18 protein-coding genes and 1 riboswitch are annotated in these 18,074 nt (G+C 70.2%); of the genes, 7 read left to right on the top strand and 11 right to left on the bottom strand.

Annotated features, from left to right (window positions below; genetic code table 11):
- Positions 1-28: 28 nt before the first annotated feature.
- Positions 29-158: riboswitch (cobalamin riboswitch) on the bottom strand.
- 44 nt (positions 159-202) lie between these two features.
- The 4 genes from ACGFYQ_RS05070 to ACGFYQ_RS05085 all read right to left on the bottom strand — a co-directional run bounded on the left by ACGFYQ_RS05070 (position 203) and on the right by ACGFYQ_RS05085 (position 4,087).
- Positions 203-700, bottom strand: a complete 498-nt coding sequence (locus tag ACGFYQ_RS05070) for a GNAT family N-acetyltransferase (RefSeq protein ID WP_393740089.1) — start codon at positions 698-700, stop codon at positions 203-205.
- Positions 701-768: 68 nt separating this feature from the next.
- Positions 769-999 (bottom strand): YbdD/YjiX family protein, encoded by a 231-nt coding sequence (locus ACGFYQ_RS05075; protein ID WP_393740091.1) that lies wholly within the window; start codon positions 997-999, stop codon positions 769-771.
- Positions 996-3,218, bottom strand: a complete 2,223-nt coding sequence (locus ACGFYQ_RS05080) for a carbon starvation CstA family protein (RefSeq protein WP_393740093.1) — start codon at positions 3,216-3,218, stop codon at positions 996-998. Before ACGFYQ_RS05080 ends, ACGFYQ_RS05075 begins: the two co-directional genes overlap by 4 nt.
- A 104-nt stretch (positions 3,219-3,322) precedes the next feature.
- A complete protein-coding gene (locus tag ACGFYQ_RS05085) occupies positions 3,323-4,087 on the bottom strand; it encodes a GntR family transcriptional regulator (RefSeq protein WP_362393062.1) in 765 nt (254 codons plus the stop codon).
- Between the two features lie 291 nt (positions 4,088-4,378).
- Between ACGFYQ_RS05085 and ACGFYQ_RS05090 the strand changes: the two genes are divergently transcribed.
- The 4 genes from ACGFYQ_RS05090 to ACGFYQ_RS05105 all read left to right on the top strand — a co-directional run bounded on the left by ACGFYQ_RS05090 (position 4,379) and on the right by ACGFYQ_RS05105 (position 9,211).
- Positions 4,379-5,662, top strand: coding sequence for an extracellular solute-binding protein (locus tag ACGFYQ_RS05090; RefSeq protein WP_393740096.1), 1,284 nt, complete (start codon positions 4,379-4,381; stop codon positions 5,660-5,662).
- Between the two features lie 126 nt (positions 5,663-5,788).
- On the top strand, positions 5,789-6,808 hold the full coding sequence (locus ACGFYQ_RS05095) for a carbohydrate ABC transporter permease (protein WP_393740098.1): 1,020 nt from the start codon (positions 5,789-5,791) through the stop codon (positions 6,806-6,808).
- A 116-nt stretch (positions 6,809-6,924) separates the two neighbouring features.
- Positions 6,925-7,704 carry a carbohydrate ABC transporter permease gene (locus tag ACGFYQ_RS05100; protein WP_362393065.1) on the top strand — a complete coding sequence of 260 codons (780 nt, stop codon included), beginning with the start codon at positions 6,925-6,927 and terminating at the stop codon, positions 7,702-7,704.
- Between the two features lie 7 nt (positions 7,705-7,711).
- Positions 7,712-9,211, top strand: a complete 1,500-nt coding sequence (locus ACGFYQ_RS05105; protein WP_393740100.1) for a glycoside hydrolase family 3 protein — start codon at positions 7,712-7,714, stop codon at positions 9,209-9,211.
- A 328-nt stretch (positions 9,212-9,539) separates the two neighbouring features.
- On the opposite strand, the gene nagB is transcribed toward ACGFYQ_RS05105, so the two are convergent.
- Both nagB and ACGFYQ_RS05115 read right to left on the bottom strand, forming a co-directional pair.
- Complete coding sequence (gene nagB / locus ACGFYQ_RS05110) at positions 9,540-10,325, bottom strand: glucosamine-6-phosphate deaminase (protein ID WP_393740102.1); 786 nt, start codon at positions 10,323-10,325, stop codon at positions 9,540-9,542.
- Positions 10,326-10,508: 183 nt separating this feature from the next.
- A complete protein-coding gene (locus ACGFYQ_RS05115; RefSeq protein WP_393740104.1) occupies positions 10,509-11,270 on the bottom strand; it encodes an SDR family oxidoreductase in 762 nt (253 codons plus the stop codon).
- An 84-nt stretch (positions 11,271-11,354) separates the two neighbouring features.
- Between ACGFYQ_RS05115 and ACGFYQ_RS05120 the strand changes: the two genes are divergently transcribed.
- Both ACGFYQ_RS05120 and ACGFYQ_RS05125 read left to right on the top strand, forming a co-directional pair.
- Positions 11,355-11,948 carry a TetR/AcrR family transcriptional regulator gene (locus tag ACGFYQ_RS05120; RefSeq protein ID WP_393740106.1) on the top strand — a complete coding sequence of 198 codons (594 nt, stop codon included), beginning with the start codon at positions 11,355-11,357 and terminating at the stop codon, positions 11,946-11,948.
- Between the two features lie 399 nt (positions 11,949-12,347).
- Entirely contained in the window at positions 12,348-13,817 is a 1,470-nt protein-coding gene (locus tag ACGFYQ_RS05125) for a sensor histidine kinase (RefSeq protein ID WP_393740895.1), read from the top strand.
- A 157-nt stretch (positions 13,818-13,974) separates the two neighbouring features.
- Here ACGFYQ_RS05125 and ACGFYQ_RS05130 read toward each other — a convergent pair whose 3' ends face one another.
- A complete protein-coding gene (locus tag ACGFYQ_RS05130) occupies positions 13,975-14,232 on the bottom strand; it encodes a WhiB family transcriptional regulator (RefSeq protein ID WP_003953983.1) in 258 nt (85 codons plus the stop codon).
- Positions 14,233-14,550: 318 nt separating this feature from the next.
- Positions 14,551-15,516 (bottom strand): diacylglycerol kinase family protein, encoded by a 966-nt coding sequence (locus ACGFYQ_RS05135; RefSeq protein WP_362392733.1) that lies wholly within the window; start codon positions 15,514-15,516, stop codon positions 14,551-14,553.
- 84 nt (positions 15,517-15,600) lie between these two features.
- Here ACGFYQ_RS05135 and ACGFYQ_RS05140 point away from each other — a divergent pair, with 84 nt between their 5' ends.
- On the top strand, positions 15,601-16,071 hold the full coding sequence (locus ACGFYQ_RS05140) for a hypothetical protein (protein ID WP_393740109.1): 471 nt from the start codon (positions 15,601-15,603) through the stop codon (positions 16,069-16,071).
- 28 nt (positions 16,072-16,099) lie between these two features.
- On the opposite strand, the gene ACGFYQ_RS05145 is transcribed toward ACGFYQ_RS05140, so the two are convergent.
- From ACGFYQ_RS05145 to ACGFYQ_RS05155, 3 genes are all read right to left on the bottom strand, one after another.
- Positions 16,100-17,119 carry a SigB/SigF/SigG family RNA polymerase sigma factor gene (locus ACGFYQ_RS05145; RefSeq protein WP_393740897.1) on the bottom strand — a complete coding sequence of 340 codons (1,020 nt, stop codon included), beginning with the start codon at positions 17,117-17,119 and terminating at the stop codon, positions 16,100-16,102.
- Between the two features lie 11 nt (positions 17,120-17,130).
- On the bottom strand, positions 17,131-17,544 hold the full coding sequence (locus tag ACGFYQ_RS05150) for an anti-sigma regulatory factor (RefSeq protein WP_030153599.1): 414 nt from the start codon (positions 17,542-17,544) through the stop codon (positions 17,131-17,133).
- A gap of 204 nt (positions 17,545-17,748) precedes the next feature.
- On the bottom strand, positions 17,749-18,009 hold the full coding sequence (locus ACGFYQ_RS05155) for a UBP-type zinc finger domain-containing protein (protein WP_393740111.1): 261 nt from the start codon (positions 18,007-18,009) through the stop codon (positions 17,749-17,751).
- Between the last annotated feature and the right edge of the window lie 65 nt (positions 18,010-18,074).

Below are 18,074 nucleotides of genomic sequence, written 5' to 3' on the forward strand. Positions count from 1 at the left end.
GCCCGGACGTATCGGCACCCGGTTCGGTCGAGCCGGGCGCGCTGTCGGCAGGTCCTCGGACTTGGTGTCCGGTAGGCGGACACTTCATACCGTTGCGGGACAGTTCCGGATTCGCACCGGATTCCCCTGCGGCGACAGCAGGCATGAGCATACATGTGGGGGCGACCGGATGCGGCAGCCCCCACATGTTGTGTCGGCGTGGCTACAGCTTCAACTGATAGGTGAGCAGCGTCAGGCCCTCGATGGGCGCCCAGTCCCGCTCGGGAGTGCGTACGAAGCCCAGTCGCGTGTAGATCCGGTGGGCGCCGGCCATGGTGCGCTGGGTGGACAGCACCAGCCCCGTCACGCCCTCGACGGCCCGGGCCCGCTCGACGCACGCCCGCACCAGCGCCTCGCCGGCGCCCCGGCCGCGCGCCTCGTGGGCCACGGCGAGCATCCGGAACTCGGCCTCGTGCGGGCCGGCGATGTCGGCCAGCGGGCTGCCGGGCGCGGCGAAGGTCACTCCGCCCAGGAGCCGGCCGTCCTGTTCGGCGACGAGCACCTCGGCCCGGGCGGCCCGGCCGGCCACGTCGCGCAGCACGTGCAGGTACCCGTCGTCCTCGTTGAAGTCCAGGTGCCCGTCGGCGAGGTAGGCCTGGGCGGTGATCTCGCCCAGTTCCGCGTAGTCGGCGGGCCGCACCGGCCTGATCGTGATGTCCATGCCGTCGAGTGTGCCGGAGGCAGGCCGAAGGGCCCCACCCGTTCGGGGCGGGGCCCTTCGGCTGTCCCTCAGCAGCAGCGGAAGCCCTCGCGGGGGTCCGCCTCGCGCGCGTCCGTGCGGGCCCGCTCGAACTCCCGGCGGGTCGGGACCCGCGCGTCCGGGTCGTGGGAGCGGGCGTGGGCCACGTACCGGTCGTACGCCGCTTCGCCCGAGAACTCCCGTACGTAGAACCGGACCCGGGCCAGCGCGCCGCGCAGGCTCGTGCGGCCGCTGATGAGGCTGCTCACGAGCCCGCTCATGAGGACAGCGGCTCCTTGACCCGGCCGCCGCCCGAGTCGAGGCCGGCCGCGACGAGCTCGGCCCGCTCCTCGGCGGTCGGGATCAGTCCAGCCGGAGCGACGATCTTCGACTCGGTCCACGGGACCTCGGAGAGCTTCACGGACTCCGGGCTGCTGATCGCCTTGAAGCAGGTCCGGGCCGCGTCCGCCAGCACGATGATGATCAGGATCGCGAACAGCGCCGACAGCGCGCCGTCCACCGTGGCGTTGGTGACCACGGTGTGCATGTCGTCCATGTTCTTGGCGGGCGGCAGGACCTTGCCCGCGTCGATGCCGGTCTGGTACTTGTCGCGCTGCGCGAAGAAGCCGACCTTCACGTCGTCCGAGAAGATCTTCTGGTAGCTCGCGGTGAGCGTGACGGCGACGTCCCACGCCAGCGGAACACCCGTCACCCAGGCCCACTTCAGCCGGCCGGACTTGACCAGCAGTGTGGTGCAGACGGCCAGGGCGACCGCCGCGAGCAGCTGGTTCGCGATGCCGAACAGCGGGAAGAGCTGGTTGATGCCGCCCAGCGGGTCCTTGATGCCGACCCAGAGGAAGTAGCCCCAGCCGAGGACGACGACGGCGCTCGCCAGCCAGACGCCCGGCTTCCAGCTGACGTCCTTGAAGGACTTGTGCACGTTGCCGAGGGTGTCCTGGAGCATGAACCGGCCGACGCGGGTGCCCGCGTCGAGCGTCGTCAGGATGAACAGCGCCTCGAACATGATGGCGAAGTGGTACCAGAAGGCCTTCATCCCGGCGCCGCCGAGGACGGCCGAGAAGATCTCCGACATTCCGAGTGCGAAGGTCGGCGCGCCGCCCGTACGGGACAGCAGGGTGGCCTCCTCGACGTCCTTCGCGGCCTGGGCGAGGGCGTCCGGGGTGATGGCGAAGCCGAAGTTGGTCACCGCCGCCGAGGCGGTCTCGACCGTGGTGCCGATGACTCCGCCGGGGGAGTTCACGGCGAAGAACAGTCCGGGCTCGATGATGCAGGCCGCGATGATCGCCATGACCGCGACGAACGACTCGGTGAGCATCGCCCCGTAGCCGATGACCCGGACCTGGGTCTCCTTCTGGATCATCTTCGGTGTGGTGCCCGAGGCGACCAGGGAGTGGAAGCCGGACAGGGCCCCGCACGCGATGGTGATGAAGACGAAGGGGAACATCGAGCCGGCGAAGACCGGGCCGTCGCCGCGGGCAGCGAAGTCGGTGACCGCGGGCATCTTCAGCGTCGGCATCGCGATGACCACGCCCAGCGCGAGCAGCGCGATCGTGCCGATCTTCATGAAGGTGGAGAGGTAGTCGCGGGGCGCGAGGAGCATCCACACCGGCAGCACCGACGCGACGAAGCCGTACACGACCATCCAGATGACCAGCGTCTCCTTCTCCAGCGTGAAGGTGGAGGCGAAGGAGGACTCGGCGACCCAGCCGCCCGCGACGATGGCGAGCAGCAGCAGCGCGACGCCTATGACGGAGATCTCGGTGACCCGGCCGGGGCGCAGCACACGCAGGTAGAAGCCCATGAACAGGGCGATCGGGATGGTCATGCCGATGGAGAAGACGCCCCACGGGGAGTGCGCCAGCGCGTTCACGATGACGAGTGCGAGCACGGCCAGCAGGATGATCATGATCGCGAACACGGCGACCAGGGCGGCGGCTCCGCCCACGGGGCCGATCTCGTCCCGGGCCATCTGGCCGAGCGAACGGCCGTCGCGGCGGGTGGAGAAGAACAGCGTGACCATGTCCTGGACGGCGCCCGCGAAGATGACGCCCGCGACGATCCAGATGGTGCCCGGCAGGTAGCCCATCTGGGCGGCGAGCACGGGTCCGACGAGCGGTCCGGCGCCGGCGACGGCCGCGAAGTGGTGGCCGAAGAGCACGCGCCGGTCGGTGGGGTGGAAGTCGACACCGTTGTCGAGGCGTTCGGCGGGGGTGGCCCGCGTCTTGTCCACCTTCAGTACGCGGTGCGCGATGAACCGGGAGTAGAAGCGGTAGCCGATCGCGTACGAGCCCAGCGCGGCGGCGAGCAGCCAGGCGGCCGAGATCTCCTCGCCGCGCGAGAGGGCGAGCACGGCCCAGCCGAGGGCGCCGACGAGACCGACGAGCACCCACACGGCGATGGACCTCGGCGAAGGCGAGCCCGGCGTGCCGCCCGGACTCGCCACGTCCCGTTCTGTACCAGTAGCTTGTGGTTCCGGCATGGCTCTCGTCCCCTCGTCGATCACTGCGTGAGCGCAGGGAATCTACGGGGGATTGCCCGGTGAACGTAAGACCCCGTCCGTATTCCGGTATAGGGGCGCGAGTGCTAGACCGCAGGTCGCTTGAGCCTGGCCACGAACTTGTACCGGTCGCCCCGGTACACCGACCGCACCCATTCCACCGGCTCGCCGTCCGCGTCCAGGGAGTGCCGCGAGAGCATCAGCATCGGCAGCCCGACGTCGGTGCCGAGCAGGCCGGCCTCGCGCGGGGTGGCCAGTGAGGTCTCGATCGTCTCCTCGGCCTCGGCGAGATGGACGTCGTAGACCTCGGCGAGAGCGGTGTAGAGGGAGGTGTACTTGACGAGCGAGCGGCGCAGGGCGGGGAAGCGCTTGGCCGAGAGGTGGGTGGTCTCGATGGCCATCGGCTCACCGCTGGCCAGCCGCAGGCGCTCGATGCGCAGGACCCGCCCACCGGTGTTGATCTTGAGCAGTCCGGCGAGGGTGTCGTCGGCGGTCACGTAGCCGATGTCGAGGAGCTGGGAGGTCGGTTCCAGTCCCTGGGCGCGCATGTCCTCGGTGTACGAGGTGAGTTGGAGCGCCTGCGAGACCTTGGGCTTGGCGACGAAGGTCCCCTTGCCCTGGATGCGCTCCAGCCGCCCCTCGACGACGAGCTCCTGGAGGGCCTGGCGGACGGTGGTCCGCGAGGTGTCGAATTCGGCCGCCAGCGTGCGCTCCGGCGGTACCGGCGTGCCGGGTGGCAGCGTTTCGGTCATGTCGAGCAAGTGCCGCTTGAGTCGGTAGTACTTGGGTACACGCGCCGTGCGGGTGGCCGCCCCGCCTTCCGGCTCCGTGATCGCCCCTTCGGTGGCCATCGCCGCCCGCCTTCCCGACTCCAGTTTCGCTGCCGTCACCGGCTCCTCCGATATGTGCGGTCACATCGTGACACGTGTGGGGGGACAGGCCTTCTCTCTCCCCAGGTGTCGGTCCGATAACGGACCGAGCACCCGCTCATTAGACCCTTGACACCCCTAAAGGTCTAGGCCAAGCTCCAGCTACTGGTCTAAACCAATGTGGATCAGATCCCGGCCCCACGGCAGTACTTGATACGTACGTCACCGCGGCGGGCGAGGGAAGTTGCAGGCAGCATCCCTGAGGAGGGTGGCGTGAAGCGCAAGCTCATCGCGGCGGTCAGTGTCGCGGGCATGATGGTCGGAGTCGCGGCGTGCGGCAACGGCGGCGACGACAAGGGCAAGGCCGACGCGGGTGGCGCCAAGGAGATCACCGTCTGGGTCATGGACGGCTCCGCGCCGAAGGCCTGGATCGACGAGGTCAACAAGGAGTTCTCGGCCAAGCACCCCGGTGTCACGGTCAAGGTCGAGGAGCAGAAGTGGACCGGCATTCAGGAGAAGGTCACCACCGCCCTCTCCGAGAACACCCCTCCGGACGTCCTTGAGCTCGGCAACACCCAGACCGCCGGCTACGCGGTCACCGGCGGCCTCGCCGACCTGACGAAGGACAAGGCCGAGCTCGGCGCCGACGCCTGGCAGAAGAGCATGCTCGCCTCGGCCGAGGTCGACGGCAAGCTCTACTCCGCCCCGTGGTACGCCGCCAACCGCGTCGTCATCTACGACAAGAAGGCCTTCGAGAAGGCCGGCGTCACCCCGCCGAAGACCCGCGACGAGTGGATCGCCGGCCTCGAGAAGCTGAAGGCGGCCGACCCGGCCTCGCAGCCGATCTACCTGCCCGGCCAGAGCTGGTACGTCCTCGCGGGCCTCATCTGGGACGAGGGCGGCGACCTGGCCGTCAAGGACGGCGACAAGTGGAAGGGCGGGCTCGGCACTCCGCAGGCCGCCTCCGCGATGGAGTTCTACAAGAAGCTCCAGTCCTTCTCCACCGCCCCCAAGGACAAGGACGAGGCCAACCCGCAGCAGTCCACCGACATCGTTCCCAAGGGCGGCGTCTCGTCCTGGATCGGTCTCGGCTGGGAGGCCGGCGGCGCCGAGAAGGCCCTGAAGGAGGCGGGCAAGGAGGCCGACTTCGGCTACTTCCCGATCCCGGGCAAGACCGCTGACAAGACCAGCACCGTCTTCCTCGGCGGCTCGAACCTCGCCGTCGCCGAGCGCTCCAAGAACAAGGAGCTCGCCAAGGAGTGGCTGGCCCTCGCCGCCGGCAAGGACCAGATGACCAAGTACGCCGCCGAGACCAAGGGCGCGCTGCTCCCGAACCAGGCCGGCGCGAACTTCACCCCCGCCGCGGGCTCCTTCGCCGAGGCCATGGGCAAGGCCGGCGTCAACGGCAAGATCACCCCGGTCACCCCGGGCTGGGCGAACGTCGAGACCGAGCCGAACCCCATCAAGGAGTTCATGACCAAGGTCCTGAAGGGTGAGGACGCCGCCAAGGCGGGCGCTGACGCGGACAAGGAAATCGCGAGCCGCATCAACAAGTAGTCCCACCCCGCAGCACCCGCACGACCCAGCAGTGTGAACGCACCGGGGGGTGCGGCAGGCGCCCAGCCGCCTGCCGCGCCCCCGGTCGCGCATTTGACTCCACAGTCAACCGCGAGGAAGCCAGACATGACCGTGCATTCCCAGGGAGCGATGACCAGCGCTCCAGAGGACGCACCACTGAAGTCCGCCGGGCGGCCCGAGGGGCCCACGATCGCAACCGGCCCCAGTCGTACGTCTCCTCGCGGGGGCAGAAAAACGCTCCCCTCGGGGTGGCTGCCCTACCTGCTGGTCGGGCCCGCCGTGCTCGCCCTCGCGACGCTCCTGCTGTACCCGCTGATCAAGAACGTGATCCTGTCCTTCCAGGACATCAACAAGATCGAGTTCATCCAGCGGAAGTACCCGTTCACGGGGCTCGACAACTACACCGAGCTCCTCGGTGACGCGAACTTCTGGACCGTCGTCGTACGGAGCTTCGCCTTCACCCTGGCCAACGTCGCGCTGATCATGACGCTCGGCAGCCTCATCGGCATCCTGCTGAACAGGCTCGGGAAGAAGACGCGCCTGGTCCTGTCGATGGCGCTGGTGATGGCCTGGGCCATGCCGATCGTCGCCTCCGTGCAGGTCTTCAAGTGGCTGTTCGACGAGCAGTTCGGCGTCATGAACTGGGTCATGCGCACCGCCGGCTTCGCCGGCTACGACCAGCACAACTGGATGGAGACCGGACTCTCCACCCTCGTGATCGTCACGATCCTGGTGGTCTGGGGCTCCATCCCCTTCGTCGCCCTCAACATGTACGCCGGCCTGACCACGGTCAGCGCCGAGTTGTACGAAGCCGCCCGGATGGACGGGGCCAACGGCTGGCAGACCTTCTGGAAGATCGTCTTCCCGAACCTCAAGCCCTTCTTCCTCATCACCACGTTCCTTGAGGTGATCTGGGTCTTCAAGGCCTTCACCCAGGTCTACGCGATGAACAAGGGCGGCCCCGACCGCGCCTCCGAGATCCTGCCGGTCTTCGCCTACGTCGAGGGCCAGAGCCAGGCCCACTACGGCCTCGCCGCCGCGATCTCCGTCCTGACGATCCTGATCCTCGTGATCGTCATGTCCTTCTACTTCCGCCTGATCCTGAAGCAGGAGGAGGAGCAGTGAGCACGACCACCGCCCCGAAGGCCGCCGCCCCGAAGCCCGGGCAGAAGCCCGAGCAGAAGCTCCGCACGCGCCGTCCGGTCCGCCCCGGAGCCGTCGCCAAGAACCTCGGCGCGCTCCTGCTGGCCCTCGTCTTCGTCTTCCCCGTGTACTGGATGTTCTCCTCGGCGCTCAAGCCGTCCAGCGAGATCCTCACCAAGGACCCGGTCTTCGTCTTCACCCCGACGCTGGACAACTTCACCAAGGCCACCGGGGTCGCCAACTTCTGGACGTACGTCACCAACAGCGTCCTGGTCACCGTCGGCGCCGTCCTGCTGGCCCTGCTCGTCGCCCTCGCCGCGAGCTTCGCCATCGCCCGTATGAAGTTCAAGGGCCGCAAGGGCCTCGTCCTCGCCGTGATGATGGCCCAGATGGCCCCCTGGGAGGTCATGGTCATCGCGATGTACATGATCGCCCGCGACGCCGAGGTCCTGAACAGCCTCCCGCTGCTCACCGCGATCTACTTCGTGATGGTCCTCCCCTTCACCATCTGGACCCTCCGCGGCTTCATCGCCGCCGTCCCGGTGACCTTGGAGGAGGCCGCCCAGATCGACGGCTGCACCCGCGGCCAGGCCTTCCGCAAGGTGATCTTCCCCCTGCTGGCCCCCGGCCTGATGTCCACCTCGCTCTTCGGCTTCATCACCGCCTGGAACGAGTTCGCGATGGTCCTGATCCTGAACAAGGACAAGACCGCGCAGACCCTGCCGCTCTGGCTGACCGAGTTCCAGAGCGCCTTCGGCAACGACTGGGGCGCCACCATGGCCGCGTCCTCGCTGTTCGCGGTCCCGGTCCTGCTGATCTTCGTCTTCCTCCAGCGCAAGGCCGTCGGCGGCATGACCGCCGGGGCCGTGAAGGGATAACGGCCCCATGACTGTCCTTGCGCACCGCTCCCCTGCGTCCGATGCGAACGATGCCGTGACGAGGGACGCCCTCGCGGTCCTCCAGCCCGGCTTCGAAGGCACCACCGCCCCCGCCTGGCTGCTGCGCCAGGTCGGCGAAGGCCTCACCGCCGTCGGCCTGTTCGGCCGCAACATCGCCTCGCCCGAGCAGCTCGCCGCGCTGACCGCGCAGCTGCGTACCGAGCGCGACGACGTCCTGGTCGCCATCGACGAGGAGGGCGGCGACGTCACCCGCCTGGAGGTCCGGGGCGGCTCGTCCTTCCCCGGCAACCTGGCGCTCGGCGCCGTCGACGACACCGCCCTGACCCGGGAGGTCGCGCTCGAACTGGGCCGGCGCCTCGCCGAGTGCGGGGTCAACCTCAACTGGGCCCCGTCCGCGGACGTCAACTCCAACCCGGACAACCCGGTGATCGGCGTACGGTCCTTCGGCGCCGACACCGAGCTGACGGCCCGGCACACCGCCGCCTACGTGGAAGGCCTCCAGGCCGCCGGCGTCGCCGCGTGCACCAAGCACTTCCCCGGCCACGGCGACACCAACGTCGACTCGCACCACGCGCTGCCGCGCATCGACGTGGACCTGGACACCCTCCAGGCCCGCGAGCTCGTCCCCTTCAGGGCGGCCATCGAGGCGGGCACCAAGGCCGTGATGAGCGCGCACATCCTGGTGCCCGCCCTCGACCCGACCCGCCCGGCCACCCTCAGCCCGCAGATCCTGACCGGTCTGCTGCGCAAGGAACTCGGCTACGAGGGCCTCATCGTCACCGACGGCATGGAGATGAACGCCATCGCCGGGACGTACGGGATCGAGCGCGGCTCCGTCCTGGCCATCGCGGCCGGCGCCGACGCGATCTGCGTCGGCGGGGGACTCGCCGACGAGGCGACCGTGCTGCGGCTGCGCGACGCGCTCGTCGAGGCCGTACGCGAGGGCTCGCTCCCGGAGGAGCGGCTCGCCGAGGCCGCCGCCCGGGTCCGCGCGCTGGCCGCGTGGACCCGCGGGGCCCGGCCGGACGCGCGGCCGGAGGGGAGCCGCGCGTCCGGCATCGGCCTGGCGGCCGCGCGCCGGGCGCTGGTGATCACCGGCTCGGTCACCCCGCTGTCCGCGCCGTACGTGGCCACCCTCGCGCCCGTCGCGAACATCGCGGTGGGCGACGAGACCCCGTGGGGCGTGGCCGGGGCACTGGCCTCGCTGCTCCCGGGCACGGAGGCGGATGTCTACCCGGAGGGCGCCCCGGCCGCGGACATCCTGGCGGCGGCGGGGAATCGCACCGTGGTCGCGGTGGTCCGCGACGCGCACCGGCACCCGTGGATGGCGGCGGCCCTGGACGCGCTGGTCGCTGCGCGACCGGACACGGTCGTGGTCGAGATGGGCCTCCCGCGGGCGGCGCCGCGCGGCGCCCTGCACATCGCGACGCACGGCGCGTCCCCCGTCTGCGGCCGCGCCGCGGCGGAAATCCTGGCGGGCGCGTAGCCCCGCGGCCCCGTTGCCGGGGGCTCCGCCCCCGGACCCCCGCGCCTCAATCTCCCCCGGCTACCGCTGGGAGGGGCCCCCAGGCGGGGCTGGATTGCCCGGAGGGCAATTCCAGCCCGCCCGGCGTTTGAGGGCACCCGCGCCGCAGGCGCTGGGTCCGCGCCGCGGCCGGACCGTCCAGCCCCGCCGGCGATTGAGGCGCGGGGTGCGGGGCGGAGCCCCGGATCTTTGAGCCGCGCCGGCGATTGAGGCGCGGGTCCGGGCAGCGCCCGGGGAGCGAACGAAGGCCGGGCCCCCTTGGCGGGGCCCGGCCTTCGCGCCGTGCGGACTACAGACCCTGCCAGGCAGGCTTGTTGGCGTACGCGTGCCGGAAATAGTCGGCGAGCTTCAGCTTCGACGCGGCCGCCTCGTCCACGACGACAGTGGCATGGCGGTGCAGCTGCAGCGCGGAGGCCGGGACCAGCGCCGACAGCGGGCCCTCGACCGTCTGCGCGACGGCCTCGGCCTTGCCCTCGCCCGTGGCCAGCAGGACCAGGTGGCGGGCGTCGAGGATGGTGCCGATGCCCTGGGTGATGACGTGGTGCGGCACCTGGTCTATGTCGTTGTCGAAGAACCGCGCGTTGTCCACGCGGGTCTGCTCCGTCAGCGTCTTGATCCGGGTACGGGAGGCCAGCGAGGAGCAGGGCTCGTTGAAGCCGATGTGGCCGTCCGTGCCGATGCCCAGCAGCTGGAGGTCGACGCCGCCGGCCGCGGCCAGGGCCTGGTCGTAGGCCGCGCACGCGGCGACGATGTCCGCCGCCGAGCCGTCGGGGCCCATGAACGAGGCCTCGGACAGGCCGAGCGGTTCGACGACCTCGCGCAGTACGACGGCCCGGTAGGACTCCGGGTGCCCGGCCGGCAGGCCCACGTACTCGTCGAGCTGGCAGATCCGCGCCTTGGAGGCGTCGACCTGCCCCGCCTTCACCTTGGCGGCGAGGGCCTCGTAGATGGGCAGCGGGGTAGAGCCGGTCGCCACGCCGAGCAGGGCGTCGGGCTTGCGGCGGACCAGGGCGGCCATGGCCTCCGCGATGAGCTCGCCGCCTGCCTTGGCGTCCGGGACGATGACAACTTCCACGCGGGGCCTGCCGATCTGGAGTGGTGGTGTGGTATAGACCAATCTAGCAGAGCTGGCCGCCTGTGGCGGGGGTCCCGCCGTTATCCATGGTGATCCGGATCCCGGCGCCCGGCCTCTCGGGCACCAGGGCCCCCAGGGGTGTCGACCGTCCCCACCGCCGCCCCGCCGAAAGGCCCTGAACAGCTAGATCAGCGCGAGCTGGAGGCCCCCCGTGGCGTCCAGGTGCTGGCCCGTCATCCAGCGGGAGTCCGGCGAGGCCAGGAAGGCCACCACGTCCGCGACCTCCTCCGCCGTGCCGACCCGGTGGAACACCGAGCGGGCGGCCAGGTGGGCCCGGGTGCCGGGGTCCGAGAGCAGATCCGCGTTCAGGTCGGTCTCGATGATGCCGGGGCCCACCGAGTTCACCGTGATCCCGCGCGGGGCCAGCTCGGCGGCCAGCGACCGGGTCAGCGCGTTCGCCGCGCCCTTCGCCATGACCGTGGCCAGGATCGCCGGCAGGGCGAGGTCCGGGGTGCCGGTCACGTTCACGATCCTGCCCCCGTCCCGCAGCCGGGCCAGCCCCTGCTGGATCACGAAGAACGGTGCCTTGGCGTTGAGCGCGTGCACCCGGTCGTACGTCTCCTCGTCTGTGTCGGAGATCCCGGCGAAGGCCGCGCCCCCCGCGTTGTTGACCAGGATGTCCACGCCGTCGGTGTGCGCCGGGTGGGCCCCGTACGCCGACCACAGGGCCTGCGCGTCGCCCGGGACCCCGAGCTCGGCCCCGATGGCGAAGGCCCGTCCGCCGGCCGCCTCGATCGCGGCCACGGTCTCCTTCGCCGCGGCCTCGTTGCGTCCGTAGTGCACCGCGACCAGCGCCCCGTCCCGCGCCAGCCGCTCCGCCACGGCCCGGCCGATGCCCCGGCTGCCGCCCGTGACCAGTGCCGTCTTCCCCTTGAGCACGCCCATGACGCGCCCCCCTTCAGTATTTGCTAGTGGTCGCTACAGAAAGGAACGTACCAGATTCCATAGCGACCGCTATAGAATCTGGGCATGGTGACCGGACAGCGTGGCAGACCCCGCTCCTTCGACCGCGACGCCGCCCTGGACAAGGCCATGCTCGCCTTCTGGGAGCGCGGCTACGAGGCGACCTCCATCGCCGACCTGACCGCCTCGCTCGGGATCGGCGCGCCCAGCCTCTACGCGGCCTTCGGGGACAAGCGCAAGCTCTTCGACGAGGTCGTCGTGGTGTACGGGGGCCGCTACGCGGACTTCGCGAGCGTGGCGCTGGCCGAGGAGCCCACCGCCCGGGCAGCCGTGGGCCGCATCCTGCGCGAAGCCGCCGAGGTCTACACCGACCCGGCCCACCCGCGCGGCTGCCTGGTGATCAGCGCGGCGGTCAACACCACGTCGGACGAGGTGGCCGAGGCCCTGCGCGAGCGGCGCAACGCGAATCTGGAGCTGTTCGAGAGCCGGATCCGGGCCGACATGGCGACCGGGGTGCTCCCCGCCGACACGGACGCGCGGGCACTCGCCCGGTACGCCGGAGCCGTGCTTCAGGGGATGTCCCAGCAGTCGCGCGACGGGGCGAGCCGGGAGGAGCTGGAGGCGGTCGCGGCACGGGCCCTGCTGGCCTGGCCCGAATAGATCCGCCGGTGAAAACGGCCTGGGGGACGCGCCCGGAAAAACGAAAAGGCCCCGGAAATTCCTCTGGGCCACGGTGCAGGACGGGACCCTCAACCCGTCCGGCACCGTAGCCCGGAGTACTTACGGCCGACGGGTGTGCGGTTCCCGCGGCCGGTGGGAGGCGCCGGCGCAGTCAGGGCAGAGTGCGCGGCCACCTCGATCCGTCCTCCTGTGCGGGGAGGGCGGAAGTTTCAGTCAATTGTGGACTAGACCATTCTGTTCTGTCCATCCAATGACAGGCCTTGGAATCCCGTCACTTCCTCCAACAGTACGCGGCCTTCGGGCCTCCTGGATACTCCTGGGTATTCCCGTGGGGAAAGTCATGTCGCGTACCCGGGGTACGCTCGCCACGTGCCCTCCATGAACGACCTCGTACGCCAGCACACCGCTCTCAGTGAAACCGAACTGGAGTGGCTCCACCTGCTGGTCTCGGAGTGGCAGCTGCTCTCCGACCTGTCCTTCGCCGACCTGGTGCTGTGGGTGCCCACCCTCGACGGCACCCGGTACGTCTCGGTCGCCCAGATGCGCCCGAACACCGGCCCCACCTCGTACCAGGACGACATGGTCGGCCACCTGGTCCCGCGCGGCCGCCGCCCGCTGCTCGACGCCGCGCTCGACGAGGGCCGGATCGTGCGCGAGGGCGACCCGGAGTGGCGCGAGGAGGTGCCGGTGCGTGTCGAGTCGATCCCCGTGCGCCGCGAGGGCCGGGTGCTGGGCGTGATCGCCCGCAACACCAATCTGCTCACTGTGCGTACACCCAGCCGGCTGGAGCTCACCTACCTCCAGTCCGCCTCCGACCTCGCCCAGATGATCGCGGCGGGCTCCTTCCCCTTCCCCGGCCAGCAGGTCGACATGGACGCCTCCCCGCGCGTCGGGGACGGTCTGATCCGGCTCGACGCCGACGGCGTGGTCACGTACGCCTCCCCGAACGCGCTCTCCGCGTACCACCGGCTCGGCCTGGCCTCCGACCTGGTCGGCCAGGACCTGGGCACCACCACCGCCGAACTCGCCCCCTCCCGCGGTCCGGTGGACGAGGCCCTGGTCAAGCTCGCCAGCGGCTGGGCCCCGAGGGAGACCGAGGTCGAGGGCAACGGCGGAGTCATCCAGCTGCGCGCCATCCCGCTCAAGCCGAAGGGGATCCGGATCGGCTCCCTGGTGCTCTGCCGCGACGTCACCGAACTGCGCCGTCGCGAACGTGAACTGATCACCAAGGACGCCACCATCCGGGAGATCCACCACCGGGTGAAGAACAACCTCCAGACCGTGGCCGCGCTGCTCAGGCTCCAGGCCCGCCGGATGGATTCCGAGACCGGCCGCGAGGCGCTCAACGAGGCCGTGCGCCGGGTCGGTTCGATCGCGATCGTGCACGAGACGCTGTCTCAGAACCTTGACGAGCGCGTCGAGTTCGACGAGATCGCCGACCGGGTGATCGCGATGGTCTCGGAGATCTCGCCGGGCAAGGTCGCCTGCCGGCGCACCGGCCGGTTCGGGATCCTGGACGCCGAGGTCGCCACCCCGCTGTCGATGGTGCTGACCGAGATCCTGCAGAACGCCCTGGAGCACGCCTTCACCCAGGGAGAGCGGGGCACGGTGGAGGTGTCCGCGACCCGCACCGGAACCGGCCGCACCGACGGACGGCTGCTGATCACCGTGCTCGACGACGGCAGCGGTCTGCCCGAGGGGTTCGATCCCCAGCGGGCCGGAAATCTCGGACTGCAGATCGTACGGACCCTCGTGGAGGGGGAGCTCGGCGGCACGTTCGACATGCTCCGGGCGCAGCCGCGCGGGACCAAGGTCGTCCTCGACATTCCTTCCAGCCCGCAGAAGTAGCGGCGGGGGCGTCACGCAGCGTGACGCCACCGACCCCGCCCGCACCCCGGACAGCACTGAGCCCCGGACCGAAAGGTTCTCGGTCCGGGGCTCAAGAGCACGTTGCTGAGCGCTTATACGGTTCTACGCGCTGCGCGTCGAGGCTCGAAAGTCGTTGTCAGGCGCTGGCGTTGCGCGCCCGGTTGCGAGCGGCGCGGCGCTTCATCGCGCGGCGCTCGTCCTCGCTGAGACCGCCCCAGACGCCGGAGTCCTGACCGGACTCGAGCGCCCACTGCAGGCACTGCTCCATGACGGGGCAGCGGCGGCAGACGGCCTTGGCTTCCTCGATCTGCAGCAGCGCAGGACCGGTGTTGCCGATGGGGAAGAACAGCTCGGGGTCTTCCTCACGACAAACGGCGTTGTGACGCCAGTCCATGGCTGCTACCTCTCTTGTGTGACATGCACGTTGCTTGTGAATGTGAACGCTTTCACGAATCCCCCCGTGGAGGAAGGGCCGACGCCCAGTCGCCTGGTGCGGTCCAGAGATTCGTTGGGGGGTTCTGGCGGTCTGTGTGGGTGCCGGTTCTGCGGGCTGTCCCGATCGCCATGTAGAGATTCGCAAACCTCGGACGGGGATACAACCCCTTCCGGAAAGTTTTTTTTGATTCGTCGGTGTCTACTAGGTCACAGCCCTACATCGTGGGGGTGGACCAGCGTGTAAACGTTCGAGTGAAAGGACTTCGGGCCCTTCCACTCACACAATCACACGCAGTGCACGGCGTACGCCTGTGAACCGAACGCTGGTGCGCAGGCCGAGGTGGTCTCCGTCCATCTGGAACGGAAGCGGCACCTTCGAATGCAAGGTGAAGTCCGTCAGATCGTGCAGAGACACCGCGTGCTTGCCGTGCGGACCCCGCTCAGGAGTCGAGGTCAGGAGCTGTGTCGCGTAGCGCGCGACCGCCGGAGTTGACAAACGGTTGAGAGCCAATACGTCAAGTGCGGTATCGAACGACGCCTCCGGAGAGGCGTAAAGCGGGCGATTCCCCAGATACGTCCAGGGGGAGGTGTTGCAGACTATCGACAGCACCAGGTCCGTCACCGGATCCGCGCCGGGGCGCTCCAGCGTGACCGTCCCGTGCCGGCGGTTCGGTTCCTCCAGGAACTGCCGCATCAGCTGTCGTACATACAGGGCGTGCGTCGAACGCTTGCCGCGCTCCCGCTGCTGCTCGACCCGCCCCACCACGCCCGCGTCGAAACCGAAGCCCGCGCAGAAGGTGAACCAGCGCGCCGGGACCGACTCGTCCTCCGTGCCCGGGGTGCCGGCCGCCAGGCCCAGGCCCACCGTCCGCTCGCGCCGCTCCCGCAGCGCGTCGAGCAGGGCACCGGTCGCCTCGACCGCGTCGTTGGGCAGACCGAGGGCGCGGGCGAACACATTGGTGGAACCGCCGGGCACGACCGCCAGCCGGGGCAGCCGTTCGGGATCGGGCCCGTCGTGCAGCAGCCCGTTGACCACCTCGTTGACCGTGCCGTCGCCGCCCAGAGCCACGACCAGGTCGAGCCCCTCGTGCGCTGCCCTGCGTCCCAGGTCCCGGGCGTGGCCGCGGTACTCGGTGGTGACCGCCTCCAGCTTCATCTCGCTGGCCAGGGCGTGGGTCAGGACGTCACGCGTGCGCGCACTGGTGGTCGTCGCTGCTGGGTTGGCCACGAGAAGTGCACGCATGAGCGCCAGCCTACCCACCCGCTCGAATGCGGACCCTACTGCCCGTCCCCTCCGGCCTCCGGGGCCCGCGGCTACCCTGCTGGGGTGAGCAAGAAGCAGCCCCCGAAAGCCGCCGCCCCCACCGCCCCCGTCGAAGCCAGCGCCGCCACCGGGCGCGCCGCGCTGCCCCGCCGGCTGACCGCCGCCGCCGTGCTGACGGCCCTGGAAGGTCTGGCGCTGGCCGGACTCGGCGTCTACATGCTGTTCGTGGGCATCGCCGGCGACCCCGACTCCCCGCAGCAGGCCGAGACGGGCGGCATCACGCTGCTCGCGCTCGCCGCGCTGCCGCTGATCGCGGCCCGCGGGCTGCGCCTGGGCCGCCGCTGGAGCCGCGGCCCGGCCCTGATCACCCAGCTGATGGCGCTGCCGGTGGCCTGGACCCTGTACTCCACGGGCGGCGCGATGATCGCCGCCGCCGTGGCCCTGGCCGTGGCCGCGGTGGCCGTGGTGGCCCTGCTGGTGAACCCGACGGCGACCGAGGCGCTCGGAATCGGGCCTCGCGAAGAGGCCCGATAACCGCTGCGGCTGTTACTCCTCGACCCGACTACTCCTCGACGAGGAGCTTCTCGCGGAGCTGGGCCAGGGTGCGGGCCAGCAGCCGGGAGACGTGCATCTGGGAGATGCCGACCTCCTGCGCGATCTGCGACTGGGTCATGTTGCCGAAGAACCGGAGCAGCAGGATCCGCTTCTCCCTGGGCGGCAGCCCCTCCAGCAGCGGCTTGAGGGACTCGCGGTACTCGACGCCCTCCAGGGCCTCGTCCTCCGCGCCCAGGGTGTCCGCGACCGCCGGCGACTCGTCGTCGGTGTCCGGGACGTCCAGCGAGAGCGTGCTGTAGGCATTGGCTGATTCCAGCCCCTCCAGCACCTCCTCCTCGGAGATTCCGAGCCGCTCCGCCAGCTCGTGCACCGTGGGGGAGCGGCCGTGCTGCTGGGACAGCTCGGCCGTGGCCGTCGTCAGCGAGAGCCGCAGCTCCTGCAGGCGCCGGGGTACGCGGACCGCCCAGCCCTTGTCGCGGAAGTGGCGCTTGATCTCGCCGACCACCGTGGGCGTGGCGTACGTGGAGAACTCGACCCCGCGGTCCGGGTCGAACCGGTCCACCGACTTGATCAGGCCGATCGTCGCGACCTGCGTCAGGTCGTCGAGCGGTTCGCCGCGGTTGCGGAAGCGCCGCGCCAGGTGCTCGACCAGCGGCAGGTGCATCCGTACGAGCCGGTTGCGCAGCTCCGCCTTCTCGGGCGAGCCGTCGGGCAGCGCCCGCAGCTCGATGAACAGGGCCCGCGCGCCACTGCGGTCGCGCGGATCCGGCAGCGCCGGCGTCACCGGGAACACCGGGACCGGAGCCACCAGGGGCTCCGCCGGTGCCACCGGAACCGCCGGGGCCTCCGGTGGCTGTGGTTGGTCGTGCTGGTTCTCGCTCATAGGGCCCGCCCGTCGCTCCGCCGAGTCCAAAAAGCCGTCTTCCGCATCCGCGTCAGCCGGGTGCGGCCGGGCGTGCTGCTGCTCCGGGATGCCGCCGTCGACCTCGTGCCGTACCCGGGGCCGATCCCCGCCCCGCACCGGGATCTCCCCGCCGCTCACGCCGGGCCTGGTCCCGCGCCGCGCTGTTTGTAGAGACTGATGCTCACCGTCCGGTCCTCCTCGACCGTCGACTCGACCTTGCCGGCCAGCGCCGACAGTACGGTCCAGGCGAACGTGTCGCGCTCCGGCGCACGTCCGTCCGTGGTCGGCGCCGAGACGGTCACCTCCAGCGAATCGTCCACCAGCCGGAAGACGCAGCTGAGGACGGAGCCCGGCACGGCCTGCTGGAGCAGGATCGCGCAGGCCTCGTCCACCGCGATGCGGAGGTCCTCGATCTCGTCGAGCGTGAAGTCCAAACGTGCCGCGAGGCCGGCCGTGGCCGTCCGCAGCACCGACAGGTAGGCACCCGCAGCGGGCAGCCGGACTTCCACGAAGTCCTGGGTCCCGGGCTCGCCTGCGATCTGGGACACCCTCACCTCCAAGGTGGTACGAGCTGTGTTCGCCGGTGACGCTATCGCGATCCGGGCGATCGTGTCGCGGCACCCCTCGTGGCGCCCGCTGGGGGCACCCCTTCCCACGGCCAGTGACTGATGGTAAGCTCATGGGTACGCACAGTGGCTAGGGGTCTGCGGGCCCAAATCTGGGGAACCGGCGGAGGGTTGACCTACCCCGCCTCAGACGATCGAACCGTCGACAAAACACCACCGCCAGATCTCGCCCGGTTCGAAGCTCCGCATCACGGGATGGCCGGTCTGCTCATGGTGCGCCGTGGCGTGCCGGTAGGGCGAGGAGTCGCAGCAGGCCACGTACCCGCACTCCAGGCACATCCGCAGTTGAACGGGGTGGCTGCCGAGCGCCAGACATTCGGGGCAGGTCTGGTCAGACGGGACCGGCTCGGGGCGCGGCAGTTCGGCAACGTGGGTGCACTCGCTCATGATGGCCAGCGTACGGCCAGGGTGCGGGTGCGCGATGGCTCCGACGAACACGGATGGGATCTTCG

It is taken from the genome of Streptomyces sp. NPDC048258 (assembly GCF_043201995.1).
Classification (GTDB): domain Bacteria; phylum Actinomycetota; class Actinomycetes; order Streptomycetales; family Streptomycetaceae; genus Streptomyces.

Excerpts from the sequence above, each read along its gene's own strand:
- ACGFYQ_RS05070 (WP_393740089.1), bottom strand. The coding sequence starts at position 700 with ATGGACATCACGATCAGGCCGGTGCGGCCCGCCGACTACGCGGAACTG.
- ACGFYQ_RS05075 (WP_393740091.1), bottom strand. The coding sequence starts at position 999 with ATGAGCGGGCTCGTGAGCAGCCTCATCAGCGGCCGCACGAGCCTGCGC.
- ACGFYQ_RS05080 (WP_393740093.1), bottom strand. The coding sequence starts at position 3,218 with ATGCCGGAACCACAAGCTACTGGTACAGAACGGGACGTGGCGAGTCCG.
- ACGFYQ_RS05085 (WP_362393062.1), bottom strand. The coding sequence starts at position 4,087 with ATGGCCACCGAAGGGGCGATCACGGAGCCGGAAGGCGGGGCGGCCACC.
- ACGFYQ_RS05095 (WP_393740098.1), top strand. The coding sequence starts at position 5,789 with ATGACCGTGCATTCCCAGGGAGCGATGACCAGCGCTCCAGAGGACGCA.
- ACGFYQ_RS05105 (WP_393740100.1), top strand. The coding sequence starts at position 7,712 with ATGACTGTCCTTGCGCACCGCTCCCCTGCGTCCGATGCGAACGATGCC.
- ACGFYQ_RS05115 (WP_393740104.1), bottom strand. The coding sequence starts at position 11,270 with ATGGGCGTGCTCAAGGGGAAGACGGCACTGGTCACGGGCGGCAGCCGG.
- ACGFYQ_RS05120 (WP_393740106.1), top strand. The coding sequence starts at position 11,355 with ATGGTGACCGGACAGCGTGGCAGACCCCGCTCCTTCGACCGCGACGCC.
- ACGFYQ_RS05125 (WP_393740895.1), top strand. The coding sequence starts at position 12,348 with ATGAACGACCTCGTACGCCAGCACACCGCTCTCAGTGAAACCGAACTG.
- ACGFYQ_RS05130 (WP_003953983.1), bottom strand. The coding sequence starts at position 14,232 with ATGGACTGGCGTCACAACGCCGTTTGTCGTGAGGAAGACCCCGAGCTG.
- ACGFYQ_RS05135 (WP_362392733.1), bottom strand. The coding sequence starts at position 15,516 with ATGCGTGCACTTCTCGTGGCCAACCCAGCAGCGACGACCACCAGTGCG.
- ACGFYQ_RS05155 (WP_393740111.1), bottom strand. The coding sequence starts at position 18,009 with ATGAGCGAGTGCACCCACGTTGCCGAACTGCCGCGCCCCGAGCCGGTC.